Annotated in this window: 25 protein-coding genes; 22 read left to right on the forward strand and 3 right to left on the reverse strand. The window is 45.5% G+C overall.

Annotated features, from left to right (window positions below; translation table 11 throughout):
• From ACIFSR_RS10645 to ACIFSR_RS10710, 14 genes are all read left to right on the forward strand, one after another.
• A complete protein-coding gene (locus ACIFSR_RS10645) occupies window positions 1-969 on the forward strand; it encodes an XkdQ/YqbQ family protein (protein ID WP_430057293.1) in 969 nt (322 codons plus the stop codon).
• The gene (locus ACIFSR_RS10650) at window positions 969-1,271 is read left to right on the forward strand and encodes a DUF2577 domain-containing protein (RefSeq protein WP_339207336.1); all 303 of its coding nucleotides are present in this window, start codon (window positions 969-971) and stop codon (window positions 1,269-1,271) included. Before ACIFSR_RS10645 ends, ACIFSR_RS10650 begins: the two co-directional genes overlap by 1 nt.
• Window positions 1,268-1,669 (forward strand): DUF2634 domain-containing protein, encoded by a 402-nt coding sequence (locus tag ACIFSR_RS10655; RefSeq protein WP_076269731.1) that lies wholly within the window; start codon window positions 1,268-1,270, stop codon window positions 1,667-1,669. The genes ACIFSR_RS10650 and ACIFSR_RS10655 overlap by 4 nt, the downstream gene beginning before the upstream one ends.
• Window positions 1,662-2,699 (forward strand): baseplate J/gp47 family protein, encoded by a 1,038-nt coding sequence (locus ACIFSR_RS10660; protein ID WP_430057295.1) that lies wholly within the window; start codon window positions 1,662-1,664, stop codon window positions 2,697-2,699. The genes ACIFSR_RS10655 and ACIFSR_RS10660 overlap by 8 nt, the downstream gene beginning before the upstream one ends.
• Window positions 2,700-2,702: 3 nt before the next feature.
• Window positions 2,703-3,116 carry a phosphoglucomutase gene (locus ACIFSR_RS10665; RefSeq protein ID WP_339207340.1) on the forward strand — a complete coding sequence of 138 codons (414 nt, stop codon included), beginning with the start codon at window positions 2,703-2,705 and terminating at the stop codon, window positions 3,114-3,116.
• Window positions 3,117-4,139, forward strand: a complete 1,023-nt coding sequence (locus ACIFSR_RS10670; protein ID WP_430057297.1) for a DUF2793 domain-containing protein — start codon at window positions 3,117-3,119, stop codon at window positions 4,137-4,139. It abuts the gene before it with no gap.
• Window positions 4,140-4,151: 12 nt separating this feature from the next.
• Window positions 4,152-4,646 (forward strand): tail fiber protein, encoded by a 495-nt coding sequence (locus ACIFSR_RS10675; protein ID WP_430057299.1) that lies wholly within the window; start codon window positions 4,152-4,154, stop codon window positions 4,644-4,646.
• Window positions 4,647-4,649: 3 nt separating this feature from the next.
• Entirely contained in the window at window positions 4,650-5,267 is a 618-nt protein-coding gene (locus ACIFSR_RS10680) for a putative phage tail protein (RefSeq protein WP_430057301.1), read from the forward strand.
• A 4-nt stretch (window positions 5,268-5,271) separates the two neighbouring features.
• A complete protein-coding gene (locus ACIFSR_RS10685; RefSeq protein WP_430057303.1) occupies window positions 5,272-7,011 on the forward strand; it encodes a pyocin knob domain-containing protein in 1,740 nt (579 codons plus the stop codon).
• A 12-nt stretch (window positions 7,012-7,023) separates the two neighbouring features.
• Window positions 7,024-7,398, forward strand: a complete 375-nt coding sequence (locus ACIFSR_RS10690; RefSeq protein WP_430057304.1) for a hypothetical protein — start codon at window positions 7,024-7,026, stop codon at window positions 7,396-7,398.
• Entirely contained in the window at window positions 7,395-7,538 is a 144-nt protein-coding gene (locus tag ACIFSR_RS10695; RefSeq protein WP_430057305.1) for a CD1375 family protein, read from the forward strand. Before ACIFSR_RS10690 ends, ACIFSR_RS10695 begins: the two co-directional genes overlap by 4 nt.
• A 56-nt stretch (window positions 7,539-7,594) precedes the next feature.
• Window positions 7,595-7,732 carry a CD1375 family protein gene (locus ACIFSR_RS10700; RefSeq protein ID WP_430057306.1) on the forward strand — a complete coding sequence of 46 codons (138 nt, stop codon included), beginning with the start codon at window positions 7,595-7,597 and terminating at the stop codon, window positions 7,730-7,732.
• A gap of 703 nt (window positions 7,733-8,435) precedes the next feature.
• Window positions 8,436-8,981 (forward strand): phage holin family protein, encoded by a 546-nt coding sequence (locus ACIFSR_RS10705; RefSeq protein WP_430057308.1) that lies wholly within the window; start codon window positions 8,436-8,438, stop codon window positions 8,979-8,981.
• Window positions 8,974-9,660 (forward strand): peptidoglycan recognition protein family protein, encoded by a 687-nt coding sequence (locus ACIFSR_RS10710; RefSeq protein ID WP_430057310.1) that lies wholly within the window; start codon window positions 8,974-8,976, stop codon window positions 9,658-9,660. The genes ACIFSR_RS10705 and ACIFSR_RS10710 overlap by 8 nt, the downstream gene beginning before the upstream one ends.
• A gap of 40 nt (window positions 9,661-9,700) precedes the next feature.
• Here ACIFSR_RS10710 and ACIFSR_RS10715 read toward each other — a convergent pair whose 3' ends face one another.
• On the reverse strand, window positions 9,701-10,078 hold the full coding sequence (locus ACIFSR_RS10715; protein ID WP_339207353.1) for a PH domain-containing protein: 378 nt from the start codon (window positions 10,076-10,078) through the stop codon (window positions 9,701-9,703).
• Between the two features lie 180 nt (window positions 10,079-10,258).
• Here ACIFSR_RS10715 and ACIFSR_RS10720 point away from each other — a divergent pair, with 180 nt between their 5' ends.
• Window positions 10,259-10,420 carry a sporulation protein YjcZ gene (locus ACIFSR_RS10720; RefSeq protein ID WP_179089868.1) on the forward strand — a complete coding sequence of 54 codons (162 nt, stop codon included), beginning with the start codon at window positions 10,259-10,261 and terminating at the stop codon, window positions 10,418-10,420.
• 138 nt (window positions 10,421-10,558) lie between these two features.
• Here ACIFSR_RS10720 and ACIFSR_RS10725 read toward each other — a convergent pair whose 3' ends face one another.
• Window positions 10,559-13,804 (reverse strand): LamG-like jellyroll fold domain-containing protein, encoded by a 3,246-nt coding sequence (locus ACIFSR_RS10725; protein WP_430057312.1) that lies wholly within the window; start codon window positions 13,802-13,804, stop codon window positions 10,559-10,561.
• A gap of 297 nt (window positions 13,805-14,101) precedes the next feature.
• A complete protein-coding gene (locus ACIFSR_RS10730) occupies window positions 14,102-14,887 on the reverse strand; it encodes an HAD family hydrolase (RefSeq protein ID WP_430057314.1) in 786 nt (261 codons plus the stop codon).
• A gap of 260 nt (window positions 14,888-15,147) precedes the next feature.
• Between ACIFSR_RS10730 and ACIFSR_RS10735 the strand changes: the two genes are divergently transcribed.
• The 7 genes from ACIFSR_RS10735 (at window position 15,148) to ACIFSR_RS10765 (ending at window position 23,319) form a co-directional block, all read left to right on the forward strand.
• Window positions 15,148-16,215: an ABC transporter ATP-binding protein gene (locus ACIFSR_RS10735; RefSeq protein ID WP_430057315.1), complete on the forward strand. Its 1,068-nt coding sequence runs from the start codon at window positions 15,148-15,150 to the stop codon at window positions 16,213-16,215.
• Window positions 16,216-16,218: 3 nt separating this feature from the next.
• Entirely contained in the window at window positions 16,219-17,955 is a 1,737-nt protein-coding gene (locus ACIFSR_RS10740) for a putative 2-aminoethylphosphonate ABC transporter permease subunit (protein WP_430057317.1), read from the forward strand.
• A 63-nt stretch (window positions 17,956-18,018) separates the two neighbouring features.
• The gene (gene phnX, locus ACIFSR_RS10745) at window positions 18,019-18,816 is read left to right on the forward strand and encodes a phosphonoacetaldehyde hydrolase (RefSeq protein WP_430057318.1); all 798 of its coding nucleotides are present in this window, start codon (window positions 18,019-18,021) and stop codon (window positions 18,814-18,816) included.
• A complete protein-coding gene (phnW, locus tag ACIFSR_RS10750) occupies window positions 18,813-19,955 on the forward strand; it encodes a 2-aminoethylphosphonate--pyruvate transaminase (RefSeq protein WP_430057320.1) in 1,143 nt (380 codons plus the stop codon). Before phnX ends, phnW begins: the two co-directional genes overlap by 4 nt.
• Window positions 19,956-19,968: 13 nt before the next feature.
• Window positions 19,969-21,156, forward strand: a complete 1,188-nt coding sequence (locus tag ACIFSR_RS10755) for a saccharopine dehydrogenase family protein (protein WP_430057321.1) — start codon at window positions 19,969-19,971, stop codon at window positions 21,154-21,156.
• Between the two features lie 55 nt (window positions 21,157-21,211).
• Window positions 21,212-21,997 carry a DeoR/GlpR family DNA-binding transcription regulator gene (locus tag ACIFSR_RS10760; protein ID WP_339207366.1) on the forward strand — a complete coding sequence of 262 codons (786 nt, stop codon included), beginning with the start codon at window positions 21,212-21,214 and terminating at the stop codon, window positions 21,995-21,997.
• Window positions 21,998-22,206: 209 nt separating this feature from the next.
• The gene (locus tag ACIFSR_RS10765; RefSeq protein ID WP_430057322.1) at window positions 22,207-23,319 is read left to right on the forward strand and encodes a putative 2-aminoethylphosphonate ABC transporter substrate-binding protein; all 1,113 of its coding nucleotides are present in this window, start codon (window positions 22,207-22,209) and stop codon (window positions 23,317-23,319) included.
• The last annotated feature ends 31 nt before the right edge of the window (window positions 23,320-23,350 follow it).

A 23,350-nucleotide genomic window follows, 5' to 3' on the forward strand; every position in this document is an offset into this window, starting at 1 on the left:
ATGCTGGAAATATTAATTGATAACCGTAATGGTAAAATATGGAATATTACAAGTCTTGTTCCCTCGCTCACCTACAAGACGAAACGAATTGGAGCGGCGTCTAGTTTGGATATGACGGTGCTTAAAGGAAGTCCATTTCAAAGCGCTTCATTTGAGGTGAACAATGGCGATGTCATTCGTGTCCGCAAAGATAATATCAATGTATTTTACGGATATGTATTTGAAGTGAGTACCGGTATGGATGAGAGAATCTCGATAAAAGCCTATGATCAGATTCGCTATTTATTAAGCAATTATTTTTATAAATTTCAAGGGGTTACCGCCTCTCAAATTGTAAAGAAAATTGCCGATGATTTTGGCTTGGAGACAGGCGTGCTCGTGGATACCAAGTACAAAATCCCATCCTTGCTGGAGGATAATAAAAAGCTGCTTGATATTATTTGTAAGGCACTTGATCTAACACTCATTCATTCAGGCGGAAATTTTATTCTTTTGGATGATTTCGGAAAGCTTTCCTTGCGCAATGTGGAGGAGATGAAGGTTGATTTTGTAATTGGCGATTACAGCCTTATGTTTGATTATGGAATGAAGCGATCGATTGACGGCGATACCTATAACCACATTATTATTTATGAGGATAATAAAGAAGCAGGCATACGTAAGCATCATCCCAAGAAGGATGACGCCTCAATCTCGAAATGGGGACGGCTTCTGCTTTATCAGCAGGCGGATGAGAAAATGAATGTGGCACAAATAAATGAACAGCTTAGTCAACTGATGAAGCTGAAAAATCGTGAGCAAAAGAGCATCAGTATTGATGCCATTGGTGATTTGCGAGTTAGAGCGGGATGTTATGTACCCGTAGTAATTGATGAGCTCGGCATTCACCAATATTTTCTCGTAGATGAATGCTCGCATAAATTCGAAGCGGACTCGCATACGATGAAGCTGGAATTGAGGGTGATTTAATGGCATTATTGGAGTCGATCAAGAAAGCGGGAGCCGCAGCCTACGCTGCAGGGAATCCGCTAGCCGTCATGGTAGGAAAAGTCATTCAAATCAATCCTCTGGAAGTAAACGTTGATCAACGTTTTACTTTATCAGAGGATTTTTTAATTATACCGGAAAGCCTCGTTAAGTATGAAGTTGAGCTGCAAACATCTGAGAAGCTGGTCATCCGCACAGGCTTGGAAGCGGGAGATGCGGTGTTAATGCTCCGCGTACAAGGCGGTCAACAATTTGTAGTACTCGATAAGGTGGCTAAGCCATGATTCCACAGGGAGCAAATGTTGCGGAGGTAACGACGGTAGAGGAGCTCGAAACGAGCGAGACCTATAAGCTTGATTTAGCAAGCAAACGGATCATAGGCAGGACTGACGGGTTAGAAGCGGTCAAGCAGGCTGTATTCAAAATATTGCAAACGGAGCGATACCGCTATTTTTGCTACAGCACCAATTATGGTACCGAGCTGGAAAGCTTACTTGGAGGATCGCCATCTTATGTTCAATCAGAGCTAAAGCGCAGCATTCAAGAGGCGCTTATGCAAGATGAGCGGGTGAGTGATGTCATTGATTTTCAGTATGAGATGAAGGATGAAGCTATCGTTGTCCAGTTTACTGTCGTAACGGAGTTTGGAAGCTTTGGAGAGGAGGTAAGCCAAAATGTATGAAAACATGACCTTTAGCTATTTGCTCCAGCGAATGCTGGATCGTGTACAAGGGAATGTAGATAAGCGGGAAGGCAGCATTATTTATGATGCGCTGGCACCGGCGGCTGCAGAGCTTTCTGAGCTTTATGCTCAGCTGGACGTCAATATTGATTTAGCTTTTGCAGATACATCGAGCGGGGAATATTTGTCTAGGCGTACAGCTGATTTTGGCGTCAATAGGCAAGCAGCTACGAGAGCGAAGCGGCTCGGTAAATTTTATGGCTCCAGCAGAGCGGCAATGGACGTGCCGATTGGAAGCCGTTTTTCGGCTGATTCGGTTAATTACATTGTAAGAGAGAGATTGGAAGCCGGCTCTTTTGTTCTTGAAAGTGAAACAGAGGGAGCAGCTGGCAATCAGCAGTTTGGCGATATGCTGCCTATCGATTATATTAGCTCGCTTGCTCGTGCAGAGCTAGTCGATGTGCTGGTGCCAGGTGAGGACGAGGAGTCGGATACACAGCTGCGCAGCCGTTTTTTTGCCGAGGTTCAAAATCCAGGGACGAGCGGCAATGTATCAGATTATATGAGATGGGCGTTGTCGGTTCCCGGTGTTGGTGGAGCAAGAGTGATGCCCTTATGGGATGGTCCGGGGACCGTGAAGGTTGTTATCGTCAATTCGGATAAGCAGCCAGCGAGCGAGGTGCTGCAGCATGCGGTGCTTGATTTTATCAATGAGAACAGGCCAATCGGTGCAGAGGTTTCAATCGTTTCGGCTTCGAGTGTGCCTATTCGCATCAAGGCTAAGGTTACACTTGCAGCAGGATATACGATTCAGCTTGTGAGCGCGGCTTTTGCTAAAGCAGTCACTGCTTATTTAGATGAAACGGCGTTCCGCATTAATTATGTGAGTATCGCTAAGCTCGGCACTTTGCTCTTAGCAGTACCCGGGGTCTTAGACTACGATCGACTTTTACTGAATGGCGGAAGCGATAATATCGGACTTGAGATTGACGAAGTACCTATTGCGGGGCTTGTTGAATTGGAGGTGTAGCCTATGCGATATCCTGCGGAGGTAGATCAATTTACGGTGAAGCTGAACAAAAAGGAAGGCAGCGAGCTGTACGTTATAGAAGAGCAGCTTGCCGTTCTTGGAGGGGTATTTGAGGGAGACCTTGCACATGATGACATACGCAAGGACAGCATTCAGGTCTATACAGGACCCGGCTTATCGGGTGAGAAGATACAGAATTATTTTCTGACTGTACCGGCTGAGACGCCTTGGAGGCTCCGAATTAAGCTTTTTGCGCAAGCTGAAGCTGTTTTTGTTACCTACGAAACACCAGGCGATCGGGTGGAAGCAGCAGATATTAATGATTTGCAGGTGAGTATTTCTGCAACGCAATTAGAAGTGGAAAGATACAAGAAAAGCGGAAGTATCGATGGCGGATCATTTTTGAGGAGGAATTAAATGTCGCAGACGATTCAGATCAAGCGTGGAACAAAAGCAGAGCTAACTGCATTCGGTGCTTTATTGGCTGGCGAAATGGGATTTTGCACAGATACGAAGGAAGTTTATGTCGGTGATGGGACAACAAATAGCATGGTAGGACGCGCGTTATCCGGCACAGAAGCTGCTAGACCAGCTGCAGCAGCCATGGGTAGGTTGTATTACGTGAGCAGCGGTACAAACAATGGATATTTGTATGCTGATGACGGTACCGCATGGAGAAGAATCAATGCGCAGAAGCTTACCGATTTGACAGGTACGCTGGATGACATTTCAGAAGGTGCCACCTATGCAAAGGTGCTAAAAGCTAACGTTACCAGCGGCAATGTAAACAAGGTGTCCGACGGTGTGAACGTGAAAACAGCAGCTGAGATTAAGACGCACCTGGACGATCCAACCAAGCACAGGCTTATTAATGATGCGGGTTTAGCGATCACCGATTTGTGGTCAGCGCAAAAGATTAGAAATGAAATTGAGCTGGCGAAGCATAACATCGAGCCGCAAGCTTCGGTTAAGGATAAGGACTTAGTGACCCCGCCAGCTTCGCCTGTCTTAGCGGATCGTTACTTGATTCCTGCAGGCGCAACGGGCGTGTGGGCTTCACAAGTCAACAAAATTGCCGAGTGGAACGGTATAGCTTGGGATTTATACACGCCGCAAGTAGGATGGACATGCTACATCGATGATGAGCAGAAGATTTTTAGCTGGAACGGTACCGCATGGGTACGAACTGGCGGTGCGCTTCAGACGATTACAGCTGGCAGCGGTCTTACTGGCGGAGGGCAGGCCGATACCGTCACCCTTAGCGTTGGAGCGGGGAACGGGATTGCGGTTGCAGGTGCAGCAGTTAGCGCAAAAGCTGGCAAAGGTGTGCTCGTTAATGCGACAGGCATAGAAGCGAATATTGATGCAGACAGCATCGTGTATGATGCTGCGAACGGAAATCGCTTAAGGGTTGCCATCATTGATGGCGGTACGTTCTAAGGAGGCGAGCAGATGCCAAGAAAAGTACTCATTCAATTGAGGCGAGGTTTGGAAACGAGCATTGGGCTGCTTGAAGTCGGTGAACTAGGGTACTGCACAGATACCCAGAAGCTGTACATTGGTACTGCGGACGGGAACATTGTGCTTGCTGCAGCGCAGGCGACGGGCGATATGCTGAAAAGCATTTACGATACGAACAACAATGGAAAGATCGATAGTGCGGAAGCAGCGGATAGCGCGCCTTGGGCAGGTATTAGCGGCAAACCTGTAAGTTTTGCCCCGGCTGCGCATGCTCACGCGGCTGCAGATATTACCTCAGGTACCGTTGCCGTGGCCAGATTGCCTGCTGCGTCGGTAACTGCTGCTGGCGTTGTTCAATTAAACAATGCGGTTAACAGCACGAGTGTTGTACAAGCGGCGACGGCCAATGCGGTGAAACTCGCTTATGATCTAGCCAGCGGAAAGCTTGGACCGGGAGTAACCTGGAATCAGCTAAAGGGGGTGTAGGTATTGTCCTATAGTCTAGCTTTATTTGGCGAACAGACGTATGGGGAAGATCGGGACGACGGGGAGGAGGCTCTCCATACGGAAATAGATCTCATGAAATATTTGCCTCCCTATTATTATGAAGTCGTTGAAATGCTAGCAATTCAATCAAAGCTTGGCGGCGAACTAGGGGAGCAGGCTGAGGCGATTGAAACGGCATTAGACCAATATTTTGTACATTCGGCTACATGGGGACTGACGCGCTGGGAAAATGTGCTTGGACTGAAAAGCGACTCCTCTTTACCGGATGCTCGACGACGCGAGAGTATTTTTGCCAAGCTGCGCGGAGCTGGTACGACGACTAAAGTTAAAATTATCCAAACGGCTATCGCTTTCTCTGGCGGTGAGGTGAATGTAGTTGAATATCCGGCAGAGAGCCGTTTCGAGGTCGTATTTGTCGGGACGAAGGGGATTCCGCCCAATATGGCTGGCTTTATTCAAATGCTAGAGGATATTAAGCCGGCTCATTTAGCTTTTGCATTGAAATACACCTATACGGTGTGGAATCAGATAGGAACGATGACATGGAAGCAAGCGCGAGGCAAGACATGGAGTGAATTAAGAGTTTACGAGGGAGTGTGAAAATATGCAAACAACAGGGAATTTAGGATTGAAAAAACCGGAAGGAACAGATGTTGTCGATATTGCGGATTTGAATGGGAATGCGGATATTTTGGATACCGCGGTTAGCAATAAGGTAGATAAAGTGGCTGGGAAGCAGCTATCTACAGAGGACTATACGACAGCAGAGAAAACGAAGCTGGCAGGCGTTGCTGCTGGGGCCAATGCATATGTGCATCCAGCTAATCACCCTGCATCGGTTATTACTCAGGATGCTAGCAATCGATTTGTGACTGACGCTGAGAAATCGGCTTGGAACGCTAAGGCGAGTACGGCTGTAGCTACCACTTCCGCAGCTGGTCTTCAGTCTGCGGCTGATAAGGTGAAGCTGGATGGGATTGCGGCGGGGGCGAATAATTATACGCATCCAGTTAATCATCCACCGTCTGTTATTACTCAGGATGCCGCTAACCGCTTTGTCACTGACGCTGAAAAGGTAGCCTGGAATGCTTCTCAAGCAGCGACGATCACACAAGCTAAAGCTGCCGTAAACATGAACACATTGAATGGTAACGGAATGTATTTTGTTAGTACTCCAACTAACGCGCCAGCAGGAGTTACCTATGGTTTGGTACACGTAATAGCTGAAAGTGCAACAGCTTGTATGCAAACTTTGTACGAGTCAGGATCGAATAGAATCTTTACTCGTAGACAAACGAATAGCAGCACATGGACAGCTTGGTCACGAATAACTAACGACATAATAATACTAGCTGCTAACACAAGCCTAAACACCATATCAGCTTCTGGAGATTACTATTCATACCCAAGCGGTAGCGTAAATGCACCAACAGCTTCTGACTTATATATGATAATCCACATTCAATCAACAGACGAAGGTTATGCGCAGCAAACCGCTTACAGCCTAGGTAGTAACAGGGTTTATGTTCGTAATAAGATCAACGGTACTTGGTTTAGCTGGATACAGACTAGCAACGATACAATATTATTAACATCAGGCACTAATCTGAACACAGCCATCTTTACAGGTAAGTATTACGGCACGAATCTTGTTAACTCCCCTGGGGGCGGATCAGGTCATTGGTTTATAGACGTGATAATTGAACATGCAACATCTTTAACGCAAACTGCCTATGCACAAGATGGTAACAGAGTATTCACAAGACGATGCGTTACAGGTTCATGGACAGCATGGTCTCAGTTGAGTAACGACATGTACAACTATACAACATCTGGCACAGAGATAAACTTCATGCAAACAGACGGCTGGTATCATGTGCCAGCTGGGCTTAACGCTCCAACTCTTGGGCAGAACTACTTCATACATGTAAGCAAGTATCCAGCAGGGAATTGGTGTGTACAGAATGCATACCACGTAGATACTTGGAAGACTTATACAAGGCGTATGGTTAACGGCGTGTGGACAGCGTGGGCAGAGTTATACACTTCCGAGGTTAAACCTTATACATCTGGAGCTTACACGGGAAATGGAGCTGATCTTCGGGATATCGCGTTGCCTTTTACTCCTAGTGCGTTACTTGTATTACCAGCAACATATACAAATGGAACAACATCGTTTGGTCTTTATACTGCAGGTCTAGCTGTTTCAGGTTCGAATGTATCTGTCGGATTTTTTAATGGTCTTACTATTGGAGTTAATAAATTTACGGTAGCATCACAATCAAGCTTTACCGACACCACAAACAAAAGCAATGTTATTTACAATTACATTGCTTTTAGATAAGGGGGATGAAAAATGATCGTATTTAATGATGGTTTGGGAACGTATGAAACGGGGGACTGGCTAACAGTCAAAACGTATCCTGATCGCGAATGTTACGAAGTTGAAGAAGGCTCGGAGCTGGCAATGAAAATAGTTTCTTTATATCCGTTCTACACTATGGAAATCATTGATGGAGTTTTAGTCGACGTTACCCCGCGCGAGAAGACACAGGAAGAGATCGACAAGGAGAATACGCCGCCGCCTAAGACTGTGGATCAATTACGGATTGAGCAGCTTGAGAATGAGTTGGCATTAAGTAAGAAATCTAATCTCGATACTATGGATGCAGTATTTGATATTTATCTCATGGTTCTTGATTTACAGGCTGTTGGGGGTGAACAACCATGATAATAGATAAACGCATGATCATACTATTAGTACATCTAATTCAATCTAGGCGCCGTACAATTGATGAGGTGCCGGAGCATTTAAGGGTTACGGTTCAAGCCGAAATTAACGCAGATCAGCAGCCGGAGGCGGTTGTATGATACTGCGTTTTTTGTTGTGGCTTGTATATAAATTTGCATATAAAGGGGGTGATTTTGTGCCACTTGTAACAATTACCGTTAGTCATATTATTGCTGGACGTCGCACATTTACCCAAGTACCTGCAGCTATTCTGAGTGACGTTGAAGCTGATTTGTTCTCTTTAGGGTTTGGCACAGACGGTAAGTTGCTTTAAGTATGAACATGGCTCCGCTTAGGCGGGGCTTTTTGTTTACAAAGAGATAGTGATAATAGGGGGATAAACAGGCATGTATAAATAATGGTTTGCAGTAGAGGTAACGGACGGTAAAGCAATAGCGGCAGGGATTGGAGCGGTATTGGCACCGTGGGTATCGTTGATTTATGGAGATAGCCGCTTAATACCGATTGCACTTATAATTATCGTCATAGGTTTGGATTGGGTCACAGGTACTTCGGCTGCTTAAAAAGATTTGACGTTTTTGAGTGAGTACGGGTTAAGGCAAGGTTTGCCGCGAACATTGTAAGAATGGAACAGAACTCGATTATTGTAGAGTAGAATAATGGAAATCTACTAGGAATACCAGTTGGGGAATCAAAGCCGCCGTAATTGAGGTATCAACAAGCAAGTGCTAAAACCTCACTTGTAGTGGTGCCTAAGTTAAACAAACGTTTTGTGAAAAATTTAGAGATGATATGGATACGCATGATCAAAATGTAGTTGATACGTTACTTCTGACAGCATCTGACGTCAAGGTGTATTAGAAGAGGCGGATTGGTTGCAAATCTGCGCTACTGCATCGAAAATGAAATTGACTTATACAACTATACTGCAATCGGCAGCTAAAGGTCTTCAACACTATAATTTTATTAAATAAGAAAATATTTAAAAATAACTATCAACCAGAAAGGAGCTTCCCATGTACAAACAAATCCTATCCCAATATCTCTCAGAAGGAAAGCTCACCGCAGCCGCGGTGGGCGCTTTTTTTGCCCCTATGATTGATTCTATCTATGGAGGAGGTCGATTAATTCCAATTGCGCTTCTAATAGCAGTTATCGTGCTGGATTGGATAACAGGTATTGCCGCTTCACATAAAGACAAGACATACTCCTCCGAGTATGGGATGTTTGGAGTACTTCGTACCCTTTTTCTTTTGGCATTACCCGTCTTAGCCAAGCTGCTGGACTCTATGCTCAGCATGCCGGGGCTGTTCTTTTACGCCATTACGCTAGGCATCATTTATCACACATGGCAGTCTTTGACCGCCAACGCCTATAGAGCGGGCTGGGAGAAGTGGATTCCTAAATCGGTCATCGAGCATATTGATAGTGAGCTGAAAGCGAAGGTAGAGCGAGCGACAAAGCGAGGCAGCAGCCCAGATATAATTAACGATTCTGATCAATCTGATCTATCCATTGATAACGAATCTACTACGAATAAAAGGAAGTCGAACAATGGCTAATTATACAATCAACCACATCCCCCCATCCACCTCCAACAATCGCCGCCCAGGCCATTTGCTTCTGCCGCAATCGATTACAATCCACAACACCGGCAACCCTACCAGCTCAGCGAGAAACGAAAGGGCGTGGCTCACGAACCCGACTAATAATCGCACCGCATCCTATCATCTTGTTGTGGACGAGCATGAGGTTATTGAGTGTTTGCCGCTGAATGAGAATGCGTGGCATGCGGGTGATGGAAGCGGCGCTTCAAGCGGGAATCGAACATCGATAAGCATTGAGATTTGCGAGAGTGGAGACTACGAACAAACACTATCCAATACTTGCGAATTAGCAGCAAAGCTGCTCAAGCAATATGGCTGGGGAATTGATCGCCTGCGTCGCCATTACGATTGGAGCGGGAAAACTTGTCCAAGATTGATGTACGATAATGGCAAGTGGACAGGATGGGACCATTTCAAACAGAAGGTACTGGAGAAAATAAAACGGCCAACCGACAATCGAAAATCAGATCTTAATCTATCAGAAGCAGAACAAAGGCTTTTAATTAACACCCTCGGACAATTTACGGATCAAAAGCTTCTACAAGACACCAAATGGAGGGAGAAAGCGGAGCAAGGTACGTTAACGCTCTCGGAGCTGGCATGGCTGAATACAATGATCCTCTCGCGAAAATAAATGAACCCCGCCGACCTCTAAGGTCTGCGGGGTTTATCATTTATTTTAAGACATATTCAGCTAAAACCTTCTGGAGATCGTAGATGTTCAGGTTTTTGTTGAATGTTTTTTGGATGGGCGTGACGCTGCCTGATATCCAAATCTTCAGCTCGGCATCCAGATCATAGTTTCCGGCTGTTTCGATGCTGAAATGAGTAATGCTTTTGTAAGGATAAGAATGGAAATCGATTTTTTTGCCGGTTATTCCTTGTTTATCAATGATGATGAGGCGTTTGTTCGTAAAAATGAACATGTCGCGAATCAGCTTGTACGCTCTTTCTACATTCTCCGATCTACTGAGCAAGTTGCCAAATTCCCTTTGCGCCTCATCAGGATTTACTTCAGAGGCGTTCCCCATTAATGCGTCCAAAAAGCCCATTTTAACACCATCCCTCTAATTCCATATGTACCTAAAAAAAGGTTCCTTCGTTTACTTTATGCGCAGACAAGCAATAATAGATGGCTTTTTTAGGCATCTGCTCATTTCCTTCAAAAGCCCATACACTTTTGCCCCAGAATCATAGGATACTGTGTAAGTTAACAAAAAGGAGATGAACAAATGAGCTATGGAGTAGCAGGTGCTAATGTAGGTCCTGGAAACTGCGCACCTTACCCAGTTGCAGGAGTAGGCGTAGGCTGCGGCGGTGGCGGATTCTCAAGTATTGGATTTATTCTTGTCCTTTTTATCCTTCTTGTCATCATTTCTCGTTCTTGGCTGTAAGCAATAATTAAGCCAAAGCGTAAACGCAAGGCTTTCCAAACGCTTTCTAACTAAATGAAAGTATAATAACATCCCCATAGGCCTGAGCCATGGGGATGTTATAGTTTATCATATGGGACAAGTTGCTAATGATACTTATTATTCTACAATGGAGCGAGCGACGAGAATAAGATCTAATAGATCGATGACACCGTCTTTGTTAACGTCAGCTTGTTTAATTAGTTCCCAATCCGCTGAGCCTTCGCGTTTGCCGTAATGAATAACGACGAGGGCCAAATCCGAAATGCTAACTTTGCCATCTTGGTTTTGATCGGCAGGGTTTGTCGTTTCTTTTGGCGTTACTTGGATATTCAAGGTGTATGGAGCAGCATTAACTTCAGCTTCGCCGTTTGAAATTAAGATCGAATCCGCAGTCACTTTACCTGTAGTAACCGTTTGTGTTTCGTTTGCTTTAAAAGTAAGCTCCACAACCTGTTTACTGCCGGTAACCGCATTTTCTACCCCTTCACTAGCAAGAATGAGTCGGATTTTGCCTTTCTCATCATGGATGGTATTCACAATTTGAACCTTTTCAAGAAGTGAACGGCTAGCTACATATTCAAATGCATTCGGGTCATAGTTAAATGAGATATCTTGTGCATAGACGTTGTCCGAAACATCATTCAAGCCTAGCTTAATCGTAAAGGTTGAACCGGATACGACAGACGTTTTTCCTTCCAATACAGCAGTTGGACCGGATGTTTCTGTCCCTTCTTCTTTAACGGAAGCGGTGAAGTTAGGCAATGACTCTTTTCCTTGTCCACTTGCGATCATCGCTTGATGAAGCACCGCAGATGCACCGTTATTTTGGGACTGCGTTACTAACCGTACAATAGGCTGATCCGGCGAGATGGCGGAATCTGCTGTGAGGACGATTCTTGTTTTTCCATTGGCACTTTCATTTCGTAATACGGTAACACCAGCTTGAAGCGGCTTAATCGATTGGACCGTTAGATCGCCAGTCTCTAATTCGATATCCAAGGCTTTAGCATCAGTGTTCAGATGACTAACGGCGAGCTCATAACCTTTTAATTGTTTAGAAGTGGTGTCAACAATTTTGGTTAACTGAAGATTCGGAGCATCCGGTTTGTTCTGATCCTTCTGAGGGACGAACATGCCATCAATCGTCTTGGAATCGCCAATCGGTGAATCGACCTCCAGTGCAGCTAATATCGTTGCAGCGATATCCTTCGTTGTTCCTCCTTGCAAAAGCTTCTCCTTGCCTACATCCGTTGCAATTGTTCTTCCGTTTGCTGCGATAAATACCGTTTTGGCAAGCGGCGAATCTTGTCCATGGGCAGTAGCGCTGCCGAGCGTATGGTCTGCGTTTTCTGTGCCGCCGCCATGATCGGCTGTCATTAGAATAAGCGTATCGTCCAGCAGGTTTTTGCTGCCGAGCGAGTCATAGATCGTTTTTACAAGGTTATCTGTTTCCATGAGTTTTGCGTAATAATCCTTCGTATAGAAACCGAGCGAGTGTCCGACACCGTCCACATCATCCAATTGGAAGAAAATAAGGGATGCATCGTATGCTCTGCCGTCTGCCGCATATTTTGCAAAAGCATTGACGTTTGCTTTATCGCCCGCAGAATATCCTTCGGCACCAAGGGACGGTTCAATATGTCCATTAATGATGTTGGACCAAGTTGTAAAGGCAGCGAGCTTAGTCTCCGGGAATTGTTCGCGCAATTTTTTGAAGACGGACGGGTAAGGCGATGTTTCACTATAGGTATTATTTGCGCTAATCGTATTGTCAATTTGATGCTTGCTGTAATCCATACCATTTAACATGGCACCCCAGTTAGGAGATGAAACCGTAGGCAGCGTCGTTGTGACGGAATAACTAGCAGCACCTTTCTCGATAATACCGCGCAGTGCGGGCAGATTTAATCGGTCGCCTACCGTTTCCTTCACAGAGCTTGGCGTTTCCCAGTATGGCGCATCCTTCGATACCGACATGCCGGCACCGTCAATGCCGATAACGACAACTCGTTTGTAAGGCATATATTTTACTTTATCAGCAATATTGGATAGTTCTTGAACGGACTTCCCTTGAGCCAAGGCAACATCACCAATCGTAATATGACTGTCTTTGTTAATATCCTCAGATGCTTTTGTATTAATCTGAACAGTTTGCGCAGGCGTGTTCAACGTTTCCTTCACATATTTATTACCGCCTACGAAAAACTCAGCAGAGGTCACTTGAATCGTGCCTTGTCCACTTGCATCCTTCGCAAAAAAGTAAACATCAGACAGTGTAGATGACGCGAATTCTAAAGGGTTGGTTTTGTTATATACACTTCCAGCTGGTAGCTCCAGCTTAACGATGCCTGGTGTTGAAGTGTCTACTTTCGTTGCTTTCGTTGCACGTGAGAATGTGAATTTGCTGCTGTCATAGGCAATTTCTACGCTCGCGCTGTCGATCGCGGTTGTCATGGAAGGGGTGCGCAGGTCGAGCATCTGCCTAAATTCTGTGCCAGGAGCTGTGGCTGTTGCACCTACGAATTTTAGCGTGCCATTGAATTTATCGCTGACTACTATGGGCGGAGCACTATTGAAAATTTCTGTAACCTCTTCAGGGGTGATCGCACGATTCAAAATGAGAACCTCATCGAGCTGCGCTTCCAAAGCTGCAGAATATTTGCCAGTGCCATCATTGCCGAGCATTGTGGATAGACCAGAATCGATCGTTCCTGTGCGACCAGTAATGCTAATGGCGCTTGCGATATTATTGAATTTGGTCCCGTTTGAAGTAGAGACTGCAACAGGCACGCCATCTTTATAAAAATCTACGCGTCCGACGGTACGGTCATGCGAGATGACGATATGGTGCCAGCTCCCATTAGCGACGTTTGGAATATCAGCATCTATACGTGTTCCGCCTGCCGTGTTGAAATTCCATCTTAGCCTTTTATCGGATTGAAGAGAAAGGTTGTAGCCAACATTAGCACCGCTGTTCCAGTCTTTGTTGGATAGAATGGAAGGATCGGAATCTACGCCGGAGGACTTCACCCAGAAGGAGAAGCTGAAGCTTTTATCGACTCCGAATTGGAGCTGTGATGGCTTGCCTAGATTTACGTATTGTTTATTGGCACTAGTTGAACTTAAAGAAAGGGCTTGTCCGATTCTTCCGGGAACGTAAGTTGGAGTGCCGACGATGTCAGCCGAGAGATTGTTTGTGGAACTATCAGCGGCATTGTTCTCAAAGCTGAACTTTGCATGCAGGTCGGCATTCACAACAGCTGCAAAAGCGGTTTGGCTGAGCGGAACAAATCCTCCTGATGCGGTAATTAATGTAACGGCAGCAAGCGTGGATACAAATGCTTTTTTTATCGTCTTATTCATGAATAATAACCTCCAATTTTTCGAATAGGTGTCTCGTGAAATCGATTAGGGGACAGTAGATTTACTTTTATGGCATAGGGGCCATAATCCAACATCCTTCCCACACATAGATTAAAAACAAAACAAATAATGTCATTAAATAATGTGATTAATTGTTTTTGTGTGTTTTTGATTCTTCTTTATCATAAGGTTGTGTTGTTAAACAGGTGTAATCGCAATATGAAGAAATTACTAAAAAGAGGCTCCACCTCGTCGAAACGACAAGGTGGAGCCTCTTTTTATAGTATTAAAAACAACTTATAGAGGAAGCAGCGCTTCAATATCTCTCAAGGATTGTATTTCAAAAGTTGGACGTGCGGCACCTTCTGGCAGCTGCTGTCTCGATCGATTTAGCCAGGCGCTTGCTATACCGGTTCGGCTCGCCCCCAAAATGTCGGTAAACAAATTATCTCCTACCATTAGACATTGCTCAGGTTTTAGCCCCGCGAGATTCATCGTGTGCTCGAAAATTTGCGGAGCCGGCTTGCCGCAGCCGACTTCTCCCGAAATAACGATATGGGGAAAATAATCGGATAATCCGTTGATGCCATAGAGCTTCTCTTTCTGTAAATCAGGTGTTCCATTGGTCAGCAGCATAAGCGTGTATTTTGCAGATAATGCTTCGAGCACCTCAAATGTTTCTTCATATACATAAGGGCGCTTGCGCCGCTCGGCTGGAAACTGTTCAGCAAGCTTGACTGCAAGGTCTTCATCGTGGATGCCGAGCTTTTGTAGTCCTCTCTCCCAAACGTTTTTACGGAAAGCAGGTGCTGCCTCTTTCATTAATTGCAGCTCTGCTGCTTCTCCATCATCAAACCGGGCCCACATCGCTTCCATCGCAGTTACTTCAATATTCGCTAAGTAAGCGTAACATTCCAATTCACGAAAAACAGAATGAGCAGATTGAATGATAGATTGCTTTAAAAGTCCTATTTGTAAACCCAATGCTTGCTCGGCTGCTTCGCATGTTGCTTCGAGTGCCTCGTCTGTACTTTTCTCATCCCAAATCAGCGTGTTGTCTAAATCGAAAATAATCGTTGTCATAAGTGTTGAACCCGTCCTTTTTTTAGTTTGTTGTCTTTGCTAAAGAAATGAAAAAAAGGTTGTTGCACATAAAATACAGCATTCGGATCTTTAAAACAACTTAAAACCATAATAAAAGCAATTAAACACACAATCTTTACTTGTGTTTGACACTCACTTAACAAATCTATTTTAAACTGCTAATAGATCAACGATGCAAATGCTTTAACTTCATAATACCGTTCTTGAACGATTATTACGAGAACACAAGGAGAATGAGAATGAAAAATGAAGGATTAGCGATTAATGGTATTCGCAAGGCATTTGGCAGCTTTCAAGCACTCCATGATGTCAGCGTTCATATTCCGAAAGGGAAATTCACATGTCTGCTCGGCCCAAGCGGCTGCGGCAAGACGACATTGCTGCGTATTATCGCAGGTCTTGAACAGACTGATGCCGGCACCGTTATCCTTGATGGAAATGATATTACGACGCAGCATACATCCAAACGCAACTTTGGCATCGTTTTTCAATCGTATGCGCTATTTCCAAATCTAAGTGTGAGCGACAACATTGGCTACGGTCTCAAAGGGAAGCAGCCGAAGCGTCAAATTGAAGAACGTGTGAAAGAGATGCTGGAGCTCATTGGACTGACTGAGGTGAGGGATCGGTATCCAGCACAGCTCTCCGGAGGCCAGCAGCAGCGGGTGGCGCTCGCAAGAGCAATCGCCTTATCGCCTGATATTTTATTGCTGGATGAGCCGCTTTCTGCGCTTGATGCGAAGGTGCGGGAGAAGCTGCGCGAACAGCTATGCGAGCTGCAAGAGCGGCTTGGCATTACGACGGTTATGGTTACCCATGACCAAGAAGAAGCGCTGACGATGGCGGATCAGATTGTCGTCATGGATCAAGGACGGGTTGTCCAAATTGGCACGCCGCAAGAGGTATATGACAAGCCGAATACGCCTTTTGTCGCTGATTTCATTGGAGCTATTAATTTTTTCCCTGTAGGAACAGAAAGATGGATGGGGGCAAGCCCAAATGATTTGTTAGCTATAAGGCCGGAACATATCCAGATTGATGAGGAAAAGCATACGGGCGGCCTATCTAATGATAGCGGAATTAGCGGTTTTGTTCAGCATGTGGAGTTTCGTGGCGCATTCTATCGTGTAAGCTTGCAGCTTGCGAATGAACACGGGAAGCACTCAGACATAAGCGTAACGGTGGATATATCGGCGCAAATAGCTAATCGATTTGAATGGTCGCGCAATAAGCTATTTCATCTTCAAATGCCGCAAGAGCGTATGCTTCATTATCCTGCGGCAATCGCTGGGAACGTGGGGAGGTAGAGAATGAAAGGGAAAATAGATCAAGCTCTGCCCTCGCAGTGGGTGAGAAAAAGCAATCAAAAGTTACGGGAGAGCAATGGCGTTATTAAGCTCCTGCTAGTGCTAGTCCTGCTCACACTTATTACTGTTATTGTCCTGCCGCTGTTCGCGATGTTTAAGCAGGCGTTCATGGATTCAGATAGAAATCTGGTTGGCTTCACTCATTTTTCATCGTATCTGCAGTCAAGATCACTCATTCAATCGATGCTGAACACGATTACCGTATCCACAGCTACAACCGCGATTGCTGTGCCGCTTGCCTTTGGGCTGGCGTTCGTATTGACTCGCACAAATATTAAAGGCAAGTCCTTCTTCAAAGCTCTTGCCATGCTGCCCTTATTCGCACCAACCATGATGCACGGGCTCGCGCTTACTTATTTATTTGGTCATCAAGGTCTTATCTCTACGGGGTTGTTCGGACTGCTGCCGTTTGAGTGGCGAATTCCGCTCTATGGAAAAGTAGGCATCATCATTTCTGAGGTCATTTATACGTTTCCGCAGGCGTTTCTTATTTTGTGCGCGGGGCTTGCCGTCAGCGATTATCGCTTATATGAGGCAGCCGAGTCGATGGGCGCGAGCAGCTTGCGAAAAATGTTTACCGTAACGCTGCCGTCTGTAAAATATGCGCTGCTCAGCGCAGTCGTCATTTGTTTTACGCTCAGCTTCACCGATTTTGGAGCACCGAAGGTCGTAGGCGGACAGTATAACGTGCTGGCCACTGATATTTTTAAACAGGTTGTCGGCCAGCAAAATATGTCTATGGGAGCTGTAGTCGGCATCGTCCTGACCATTCCCGCCATTCTCGCGTTTATCGTGGATCGAATCGTCACGCGGAAGCAGCAGGCGTACGTCACATCAAAGTCTGTTCCTTATTCCGTGAAGAACAATCGGCTGCGCAATGTTTGGGCGTATACGTATGCGATTGTTTTATCAGCCATGATATTGCTGTTAATGGGAGCTGTTCTGCTTGCTTCTCTCGTGAAGAAGTGGCCGTATGACATGTCACTAACGTGGAGCAACTTCGACTTCTCCAATGCAGCGGCAGGTGGCTTCGATCCGTTCTGGAACAGCATTGAGATGGCCGCTTGGACAGCGGTAATCGGAACGATCATTACGTTTTTGTTTGCTTATTTGATCGAAAATGGACGTGTCTATCGTCCGATCCGGCAAGCTGCTTATTTCTTGTCAATTTTGCCACTGGCGCTTCCAGGGCTGGTCATCGGATTATCTTTTATTTATTTCTTTAATCATCCGTCCAACCCGTTTCACTTTATTTATGGAACGATGATCATTCTTGTTTTGGCTAATGTTGTGCATTTTTACTCCGTTCCATTCATGACGGCGACCGCAACTTTAAAAATGCTGGACAAGGAGTTCGACAATGTCTCGGAGTCCATGAATGTCTCGAAGCTGCGGACATTTTATCGCATTACGGTGCCATTGTCCTTGCCGGCCATATTAGAAATGGCAGTTTACTTTTTCGTAAATGCAATGGTGACGGTATCTGCACTGGTCTTTCTGTATGCATCGGACTTGCGAATTGCCTCGGTTTCCATCGTCAGCATGGACGATGCGGGCGATACGGCAGCGGCGGCAGCGATGTCTGTGCTCGTTGTGCTCCTCAATGTTGTCGTTCGCTTTCTATATGAAGCGGGCACCGCAAGGCTGAGACGCAAAATGTCAGCTTGGCAGAAGCGATAAGGCGAAGCCAAAAACAATTTTTCAAAAAAACAAATACACATTATACGATGGAGGTTTTTACTCATGATTAAAACAGTCATATTGGATTGGGCAGGTACAGTGGTTGATTATGGAAGCTTTGCTCCGGTTGAAGCGTTTCGCCGCTTATTCGAAGAAAGAGGCATTGAGGCGTCGTTCAAAGCGATTCGGAAGCCGATGGGTCGCATGAAAAAGGATCATTTGCGCGATATTTGTTCCGATCCTGATGTGTCTGCTGCATGGCAAGCGAAGTTTGGCAGCAAGCCAAATGAAAATGATATTGATGAAATGTATGAAAAGTTTGAACCGATGTTGTTCTCCATTCTTCATCAATATGCAACACCAGTGCCCGGAGCGCTTGCCCTTATTGAGAGACTTCGCGAGCAGGGCATCAAGATTGGAACGACGACAGGTTATACGCGTCCCATGATGGACATTATTGCGCCGGAAGCTGCGAAGCAAGGATATTCGCCAGATAGTACTGTAACGCCAGATGAAGCAGCCGAAGGCCGTCCGCATCCATGGATGATTTTCCGCAATGCGGAGCTGCTCGGTACGTATCCGATGAGCCATATCGTCAAATGCGGCGATACGGAAGCGGATATGAGAGAAGGTAGAAATGCAGGTGCATGGTCGGTAGGCGTTATTTTCGGCGGGAATGAAGTGGGTTTGACACAAGCGGAAACGGAAGCCCTGTCTGAGGGCGAGAAGGAGAAGCTGTTTGTTGAAGTTTCGGATCGCTTGATGCAAGCGGGAGCACATTTTATCATTCGTGAGATTGGCGAGCTGGATGGCGTTATTTCACACATCAACGAAAGACTGCAAGCGGGGGATCGTCCATGAAATCACATAATGATGCATTATTGCTAACAGAAAATCCATATTTACTTCTTACGCCAGGACCGCTAACGACGACTCGAACCGTGAAGGAAGCGATGATGAAGGATTGGTGTACGTGGGATGATCAATACAATCAGCTGGTATCTTCGATAAGAGATCGGCTCGTGAAGCTTGCTGCACAAGCGGCGGCAGAAGACTATACTGCTATATTGATGCAGGGCAGCGGGACGTTTAGCGTGGAAGCCACAATAGGCACGGCGATGCCGAAGCAAGGCGGTAAATTGGCTATTGCCGTTAATGGAGCTTACGGCGAGCGAATGGTTCAAATTGCCGACGTGCTTGGTATTTCAGTTACGCCAATCCGTTTTGACGAGCGCAGCCCTATTGATCCGGAAGTCATCGAGAAAGCACTTAAGGATGATCCGCAGATTACACATGTTGCCATTGTACATTGCGAAACGACAACAGGCATCCTTAACCCTTTGAATGAAATAGCTCAAGTTGTTAAGCGCCATAATGTCACGTTTATTGTTGACGCTATGAGCAGCTTTGGAGGTGTAGCTATGGACATAGATGAGCTGGGCATTGATTTCCTCATTAGCAGCAGCAACAAATGTATCCAAGGGGTACCGGGTTTTGGTTTTGTAGTTGCCCGCCGTGATGCCATTGCCAAATGCAAGGGCCATGCGCGCTCTTTATCGCTTGATTTGTATGATCAATGGGACATGATGGAGCGCTCGAATAGCAAATGGCGTTATACCTCGCCGACACATGTTGTTCGCGCATTCGACCAGGCGCTGAAGGAGCTGGAGCTTGAAGGCGGAATCGCGGCTCGTGAAGCTCGATACAGCAGCAATCAACAAGTAATAACTGAGGGGATGGAGGCTGCTGGTTTCAGTGCGCTGCTTCCTCGTGAGTGGCAATCTCCTATTATTACGGCATTTCGTTACCCAAGCGCTAACTTTTCATTTGAATCATTTTACGGAAGCTTAAAGAAGGAAGGTTTTGTTCTGTATCCAGGGAAGCTGACCTCGGAGCCGACTTTCCGAATTGGCAGCATTGGTGATGTTAATCCAGCAGATATGGCACGATTGGTTCATGTGATCAAAAGCATTTATTCATCCTTTGACAAGGAACAGTAGGAGAGTGAAGACGATGAAAGTATTCTGTCTTGGCGGTGCAGGTCGAATTTGTATGGAAGCGGTGCTGGATCTTGTTCAGTACTCCTCATTTGAGGTCATTACGATCGGTGATTTCAATCTGGAAGCGGCGCAGCAGCTTGCTGCCTCACTGAATGATAATCGTGTCAATGCAGTCAGAGTGAATGTGCATGATCATGCGGCAACGGTAGAACAGCTTCGCGGCTATGATATTGTAATGGATGGAACTACGATTACATTAAACGGCTTGTCCACGGCATGTATTGCAGAGGCTGGCTGCCACGGTATTAATTTGAACGGCTTTGGCGAAGAAGATGCAAGTCACGATGTATTTGTCCGCAACGGAAAAATGTGTTTACCTGGCTTCGGGATGACGCCCGGTGTAACGCAAATGATGGCGATGCATGCTGCTAATCAGTTGAAGGAAGTGCATGAGGTACGGGTTAGTCATGGCTCATACCGGCCGATTGCATTCTCCAAATCAATAGCGGAAACGACGGTTTATGAGTATGATCCGAAGCTGCCGGGACGCGTAGTTTATGAGAAGGGGCAATTCATTCAGGTGGAGCCGTTTGCTCGTCCACGTGAAATTGAGCTGCCAGAGCCGTACGGCAAATCGATTCAATACATTATTCCGCACGCAGAGACACGAACGCTGGCAAAAGCGCTTGAGAGCAAGGATGTTCAGTTAATTGAAGTACGCGGTACATGGCCTCAGCAAAATATGAGACTCGTCCGTGCGTTATATGACTATGGGTTTATGCGCAACGATCGTATAAACATTGCAGGCCAGGAAATTGGCATTATGGATGCGATTGGGCAATACTTATTCGAATCGCAGGAAGGCCATGAAACGGAATTATACGGTTATTCTCTTCATATTGAAGTAACAGGGATATCGGCACAGACTGGCGAAGCTTGCAAACATACACTTACCCATACACATCCTGCATCGGATGGTTCAGTAGAAGGCTGGGAGAAACTCCGTGCGTACACTAGAAACGTCGGCATTCCACTTGCGATAGCGACGGAGCTTATTGCGAGCGGTCAGACGTTATGCAAAGATCAAACAGGAATCATAACACCGGAAGAAGCTTTTGAACCGAGCATTATATTTGAGCAGCTAAGCAAGCGCGGCATTCTCATTCATGAAAAGATTGAGAGTTTAGTTGAAGTAGGCTAGAATACGATTAATAATAAAAACAGTAGACTAAGCTGAAGACGAAGGGGAAATAGAGATGTCGCTAGCCGGAGAAGAGCGGAAGCAGATCATCATTAATATGCTGCAGCTAAAAGGAAAGGTTCGAACGCCGGAGCTTGTGCAGGCGCTTGATGTATCATCGGAAACGATCCGCCGTTATTTGGAGGAGCTGGAGGATGAGCTTAAGCTCAAGCGAGTATACGGCGGCGCCGTTAAGATTAATGTGGAGCGGGAAGAGCCCGCTTATGTTCGGCGTGAGGTGCAGCAGGCTGAAGAGAAAAGAAGGATCGGACGAGCTGCCTCCTCTCTCATTCAGGATAAAGACGTCGTTGTCATCGACGATGGAACAACGACGCTGCAAATGATCGATTCACTTGCTTACAAAAAACAACTTACCGTTCTTGTTACATCCGTTTATACCTTAAACTTGCTGATTGGCTACAAAAATCGCAATATATTTGATGGTGAAATCGTGCTTATTGGCGGTCGCATTAACCCGAAGCATTACCGGACATCCGGTACGCTTGCGATGGAGTTTATGTCCAGTTTTAATGTGGATAAGGCTTTTATCGTTGCTGACGGTTTACAGATTGATAGCGGTGTGACAAGCTACGAGGATGAGCGCGGCGTGTTGGCTAGAACTTTTATGAAACAAGCCAAGCAAACGATCGTGTTAGCTGATTATACGAAGATTGGGACGAACCATTTTTATAAGATTGCCGATTTTAAAGAGATTGATATGATTATTAGCGATGTAGCGCCTCCACAGGCTTGGCGTTCCAAGCTTGATGATCAGGATGTGCACTGGATTGTAGCAGAATAGCTGTTTATGGCAAAGGAATCTTTGAGTCTAATAAGACTTGGAGGTTCTTTTTTTTTTACCAACCAAATGCAAATTACTCAAAGGAAAAACACATCTAATTAGCGGAAATCAAAAACAAAACAATTTATTTACTTGTATTTTACAGTGCGTTAAACAAACAAGCATATAGTAGGAATAGAGAAGAAGAACAAACAAAGGGAGAGAAAAAAATGAAAAGAAGCTGGTTTCTGCTTGTGAGCATGATAGTTATTGTTACGGCATTATCCGCATGCGGAGGTAACGGAGGATCGAGCAGTAAAGGAAATAACAAAATGGGCAATACTTCTGAAGCAACAGAATCAACAGAATCGTCGCTTGATACGGATAGCAAAGAACTTACCGTATACACTGCGCTTGAGGATGATCTTATTAAAGAGTATTTGAAAACTTTTTATGAAAAATACCCAGACATCAAATTGAATATCGTTCGTGATTCAACAGGTATCATTACGGCTAAGCTGCTTGCTGAGAAGGATAATCCGCAAGCGGATGTCGTGTGGGGCGTTGCAGCAACAAGCTTGCTAGTACTGGATCAAAACAGCATGCTGGAGCCTTATTCTCCTGCTGGCGTAGATCGGATTCTTGCTGAGTTTAAAGATACTAGAAGTCCGGAGCATTGGGTAGGCATTGATGCATGGGAGACTGCTTTTATTGCTAATACGGTTGAGCTGGAGAAAAAAGGTTTGGCAGTTCCGAAGACATACGAGGATCTGCTTAAGCCAGAATATAAAGGTCTAATCACGATGCCTAACCCTGCATCATCTGGTACGGGTTTCCTCACGGTATCGGGCTTGGCGCAGCTGCTTGGAGCAGATAAAGCATGGGAATACATGGACAAACTGCATGAGAACATTGGCATCTACACACACTCAGGTTCGAAGCCGGCAAAAATGGCTGGTACTGGCGAATATCCAATCGGGATCTCCTTCGGATACCGCGGTATTAAAGAAAAAAGCGGCGGATCGCCAGTTGAAGTAGTGTTCCCGGCAGAAGGCTCAGGCTGGGATGTCGAGGCAAATGCAATGATTAAGAAATCGAAAATGAAAAAAGCAGCACAGACGTTTTTGGACTGGGCAATTACAGACGATGCAATGGCTGAATATAGCAAAAACTATCCGATCGTAGCTGTGAAGAGTGACACTAGCGTCATTCCAGAAGGTTATACTAAAAACCCGATTGAGCAATTAATCAAATACGATCTGCAAGAAGCGGCTAAACAAAGAGACACTATTTTAAAAGAGTGGAGCAACCGCTACGACAGCAAGAGCGAGCCGAAATCATAATAGTTGTATAAAGAAAAAGGCTGACAAGCGC

The organism is Paenibacillus sp. NRS-1760 (assembly GCF_050467785.1).
In the GTDB taxonomy this organism is placed as follows: Bacteria; Bacillota; Bacilli; order Paenibacillales; family Paenibacillaceae; genus Pristimantibacillus.

Excerpts from the sequence above, each read along its gene's own strand:
- ACIFSR_RS10645 (WP_430057293.1), top strand. The coding sequence starts at position 1 with ATGCTGGAAATATTAATTGATAACCGTAATGGTAAAATATGGAATATT.
- ACIFSR_RS10650 (WP_339207336.1), top strand. The coding sequence starts at position 969 with ATGGCATTATTGGAGTCGATCAAGAAAGCGGGAGCCGCAGCCTACGCT.
- ACIFSR_RS10655 (WP_076269731.1), top strand. The coding sequence starts at position 1,268 with ATGATTCCACAGGGAGCAAATGTTGCGGAGGTAACGACGGTAGAGGAG.
- ACIFSR_RS10660 (WP_430057295.1), top strand. The coding sequence starts at position 1,662 with ATGTATGAAAACATGACCTTTAGCTATTTGCTCCAGCGAATGCTGGAT.
- ACIFSR_RS10665 (WP_339207340.1), top strand. The coding sequence starts at position 2,703 with ATGCGATATCCTGCGGAGGTAGATCAATTTACGGTGAAGCTGAACAAA.
- ACIFSR_RS10670 (WP_430057297.1), top strand. The coding sequence starts at position 3,117 with ATGTCGCAGACGATTCAGATCAAGCGTGGAACAAAAGCAGAGCTAACT.
- ACIFSR_RS10675 (WP_430057299.1), top strand. The coding sequence starts at position 4,152 with ATGCCAAGAAAAGTACTCATTCAATTGAGGCGAGGTTTGGAAACGAGC.
- ACIFSR_RS10685 (WP_430057303.1), top strand. The coding sequence starts at position 5,272 with ATGCAAACAACAGGGAATTTAGGATTGAAAAAACCGGAAGGAACAGAT.
- ACIFSR_RS10690 (WP_430057304.1), top strand. The coding sequence starts at position 7,024 with ATGATCGTATTTAATGATGGTTTGGGAACGTATGAAACGGGGGACTGG.
- ACIFSR_RS10695 (WP_430057305.1), top strand. The coding sequence starts at position 7,395 with ATGATAATAGATAAACGCATGATCATACTATTAGTACATCTAATTCAA.
- ACIFSR_RS10705 (WP_430057308.1), top strand. The coding sequence starts at position 8,436 with ATGTACAAACAAATCCTATCCCAATATCTCTCAGAAGGAAAGCTCACC.
- ACIFSR_RS10710 (WP_430057310.1), top strand. The coding sequence starts at position 8,974 with ATGGCTAATTATACAATCAACCACATCCCCCCATCCACCTCCAACAAT.
- ACIFSR_RS10715 (WP_339207353.1), bottom strand. The coding sequence starts at position 10,078 with ATGGGCTTTTTGGACGCATTAATGGGGAACGCCTCTGAAGTAAATCCT.
- ACIFSR_RS10720 (WP_179089868.1), top strand. The coding sequence starts at position 10,259 with ATGAGCTATGGAGTAGCAGGTGCTAATGTAGGTCCTGGAAACTGCGCA.
- ACIFSR_RS10725 (WP_430057312.1), bottom strand. The coding sequence starts at position 13,804 with ATGAATAAGACGATAAAAAAAGCATTTGTATCCACGCTTGCTGCCGTT.
- ACIFSR_RS10730 (WP_430057314.1), bottom strand. The coding sequence starts at position 14,887 with ATGACAACGATTATTTTCGATTTAGACAACACGCTGATTTGGGATGAG.
- ACIFSR_RS10735 (WP_430057315.1), top strand. The coding sequence starts at position 15,148 with ATGAAAAATGAAGGATTAGCGATTAATGGTATTCGCAAGGCATTTGGC.
- ACIFSR_RS10740 (WP_430057317.1), top strand. The coding sequence starts at position 16,219 with ATGAAAGGGAAAATAGATCAAGCTCTGCCCTCGCAGTGGGTGAGAAAA.
- phnX (WP_430057318.1), top strand. The coding sequence starts at position 18,019 with ATGATTAAAACAGTCATATTGGATTGGGCAGGTACAGTGGTTGATTAT.
- phnW (WP_430057320.1), top strand. The coding sequence starts at position 18,813 with ATGAAATCACATAATGATGCATTATTGCTAACAGAAAATCCATATTTA.
- ACIFSR_RS10755 (WP_430057321.1), top strand. The coding sequence starts at position 19,969 with ATGAAAGTATTCTGTCTTGGCGGTGCAGGTCGAATTTGTATGGAAGCG.
- ACIFSR_RS10760 (WP_339207366.1), top strand. The coding sequence starts at position 21,212 with ATGTCGCTAGCCGGAGAAGAGCGGAAGCAGATCATCATTAATATGCTG.
- ACIFSR_RS10765 (WP_430057322.1), top strand. The coding sequence starts at position 22,207 with ATGAAAAGAAGCTGGTTTCTGCTTGTGAGCATGATAGTTATTGTTACG.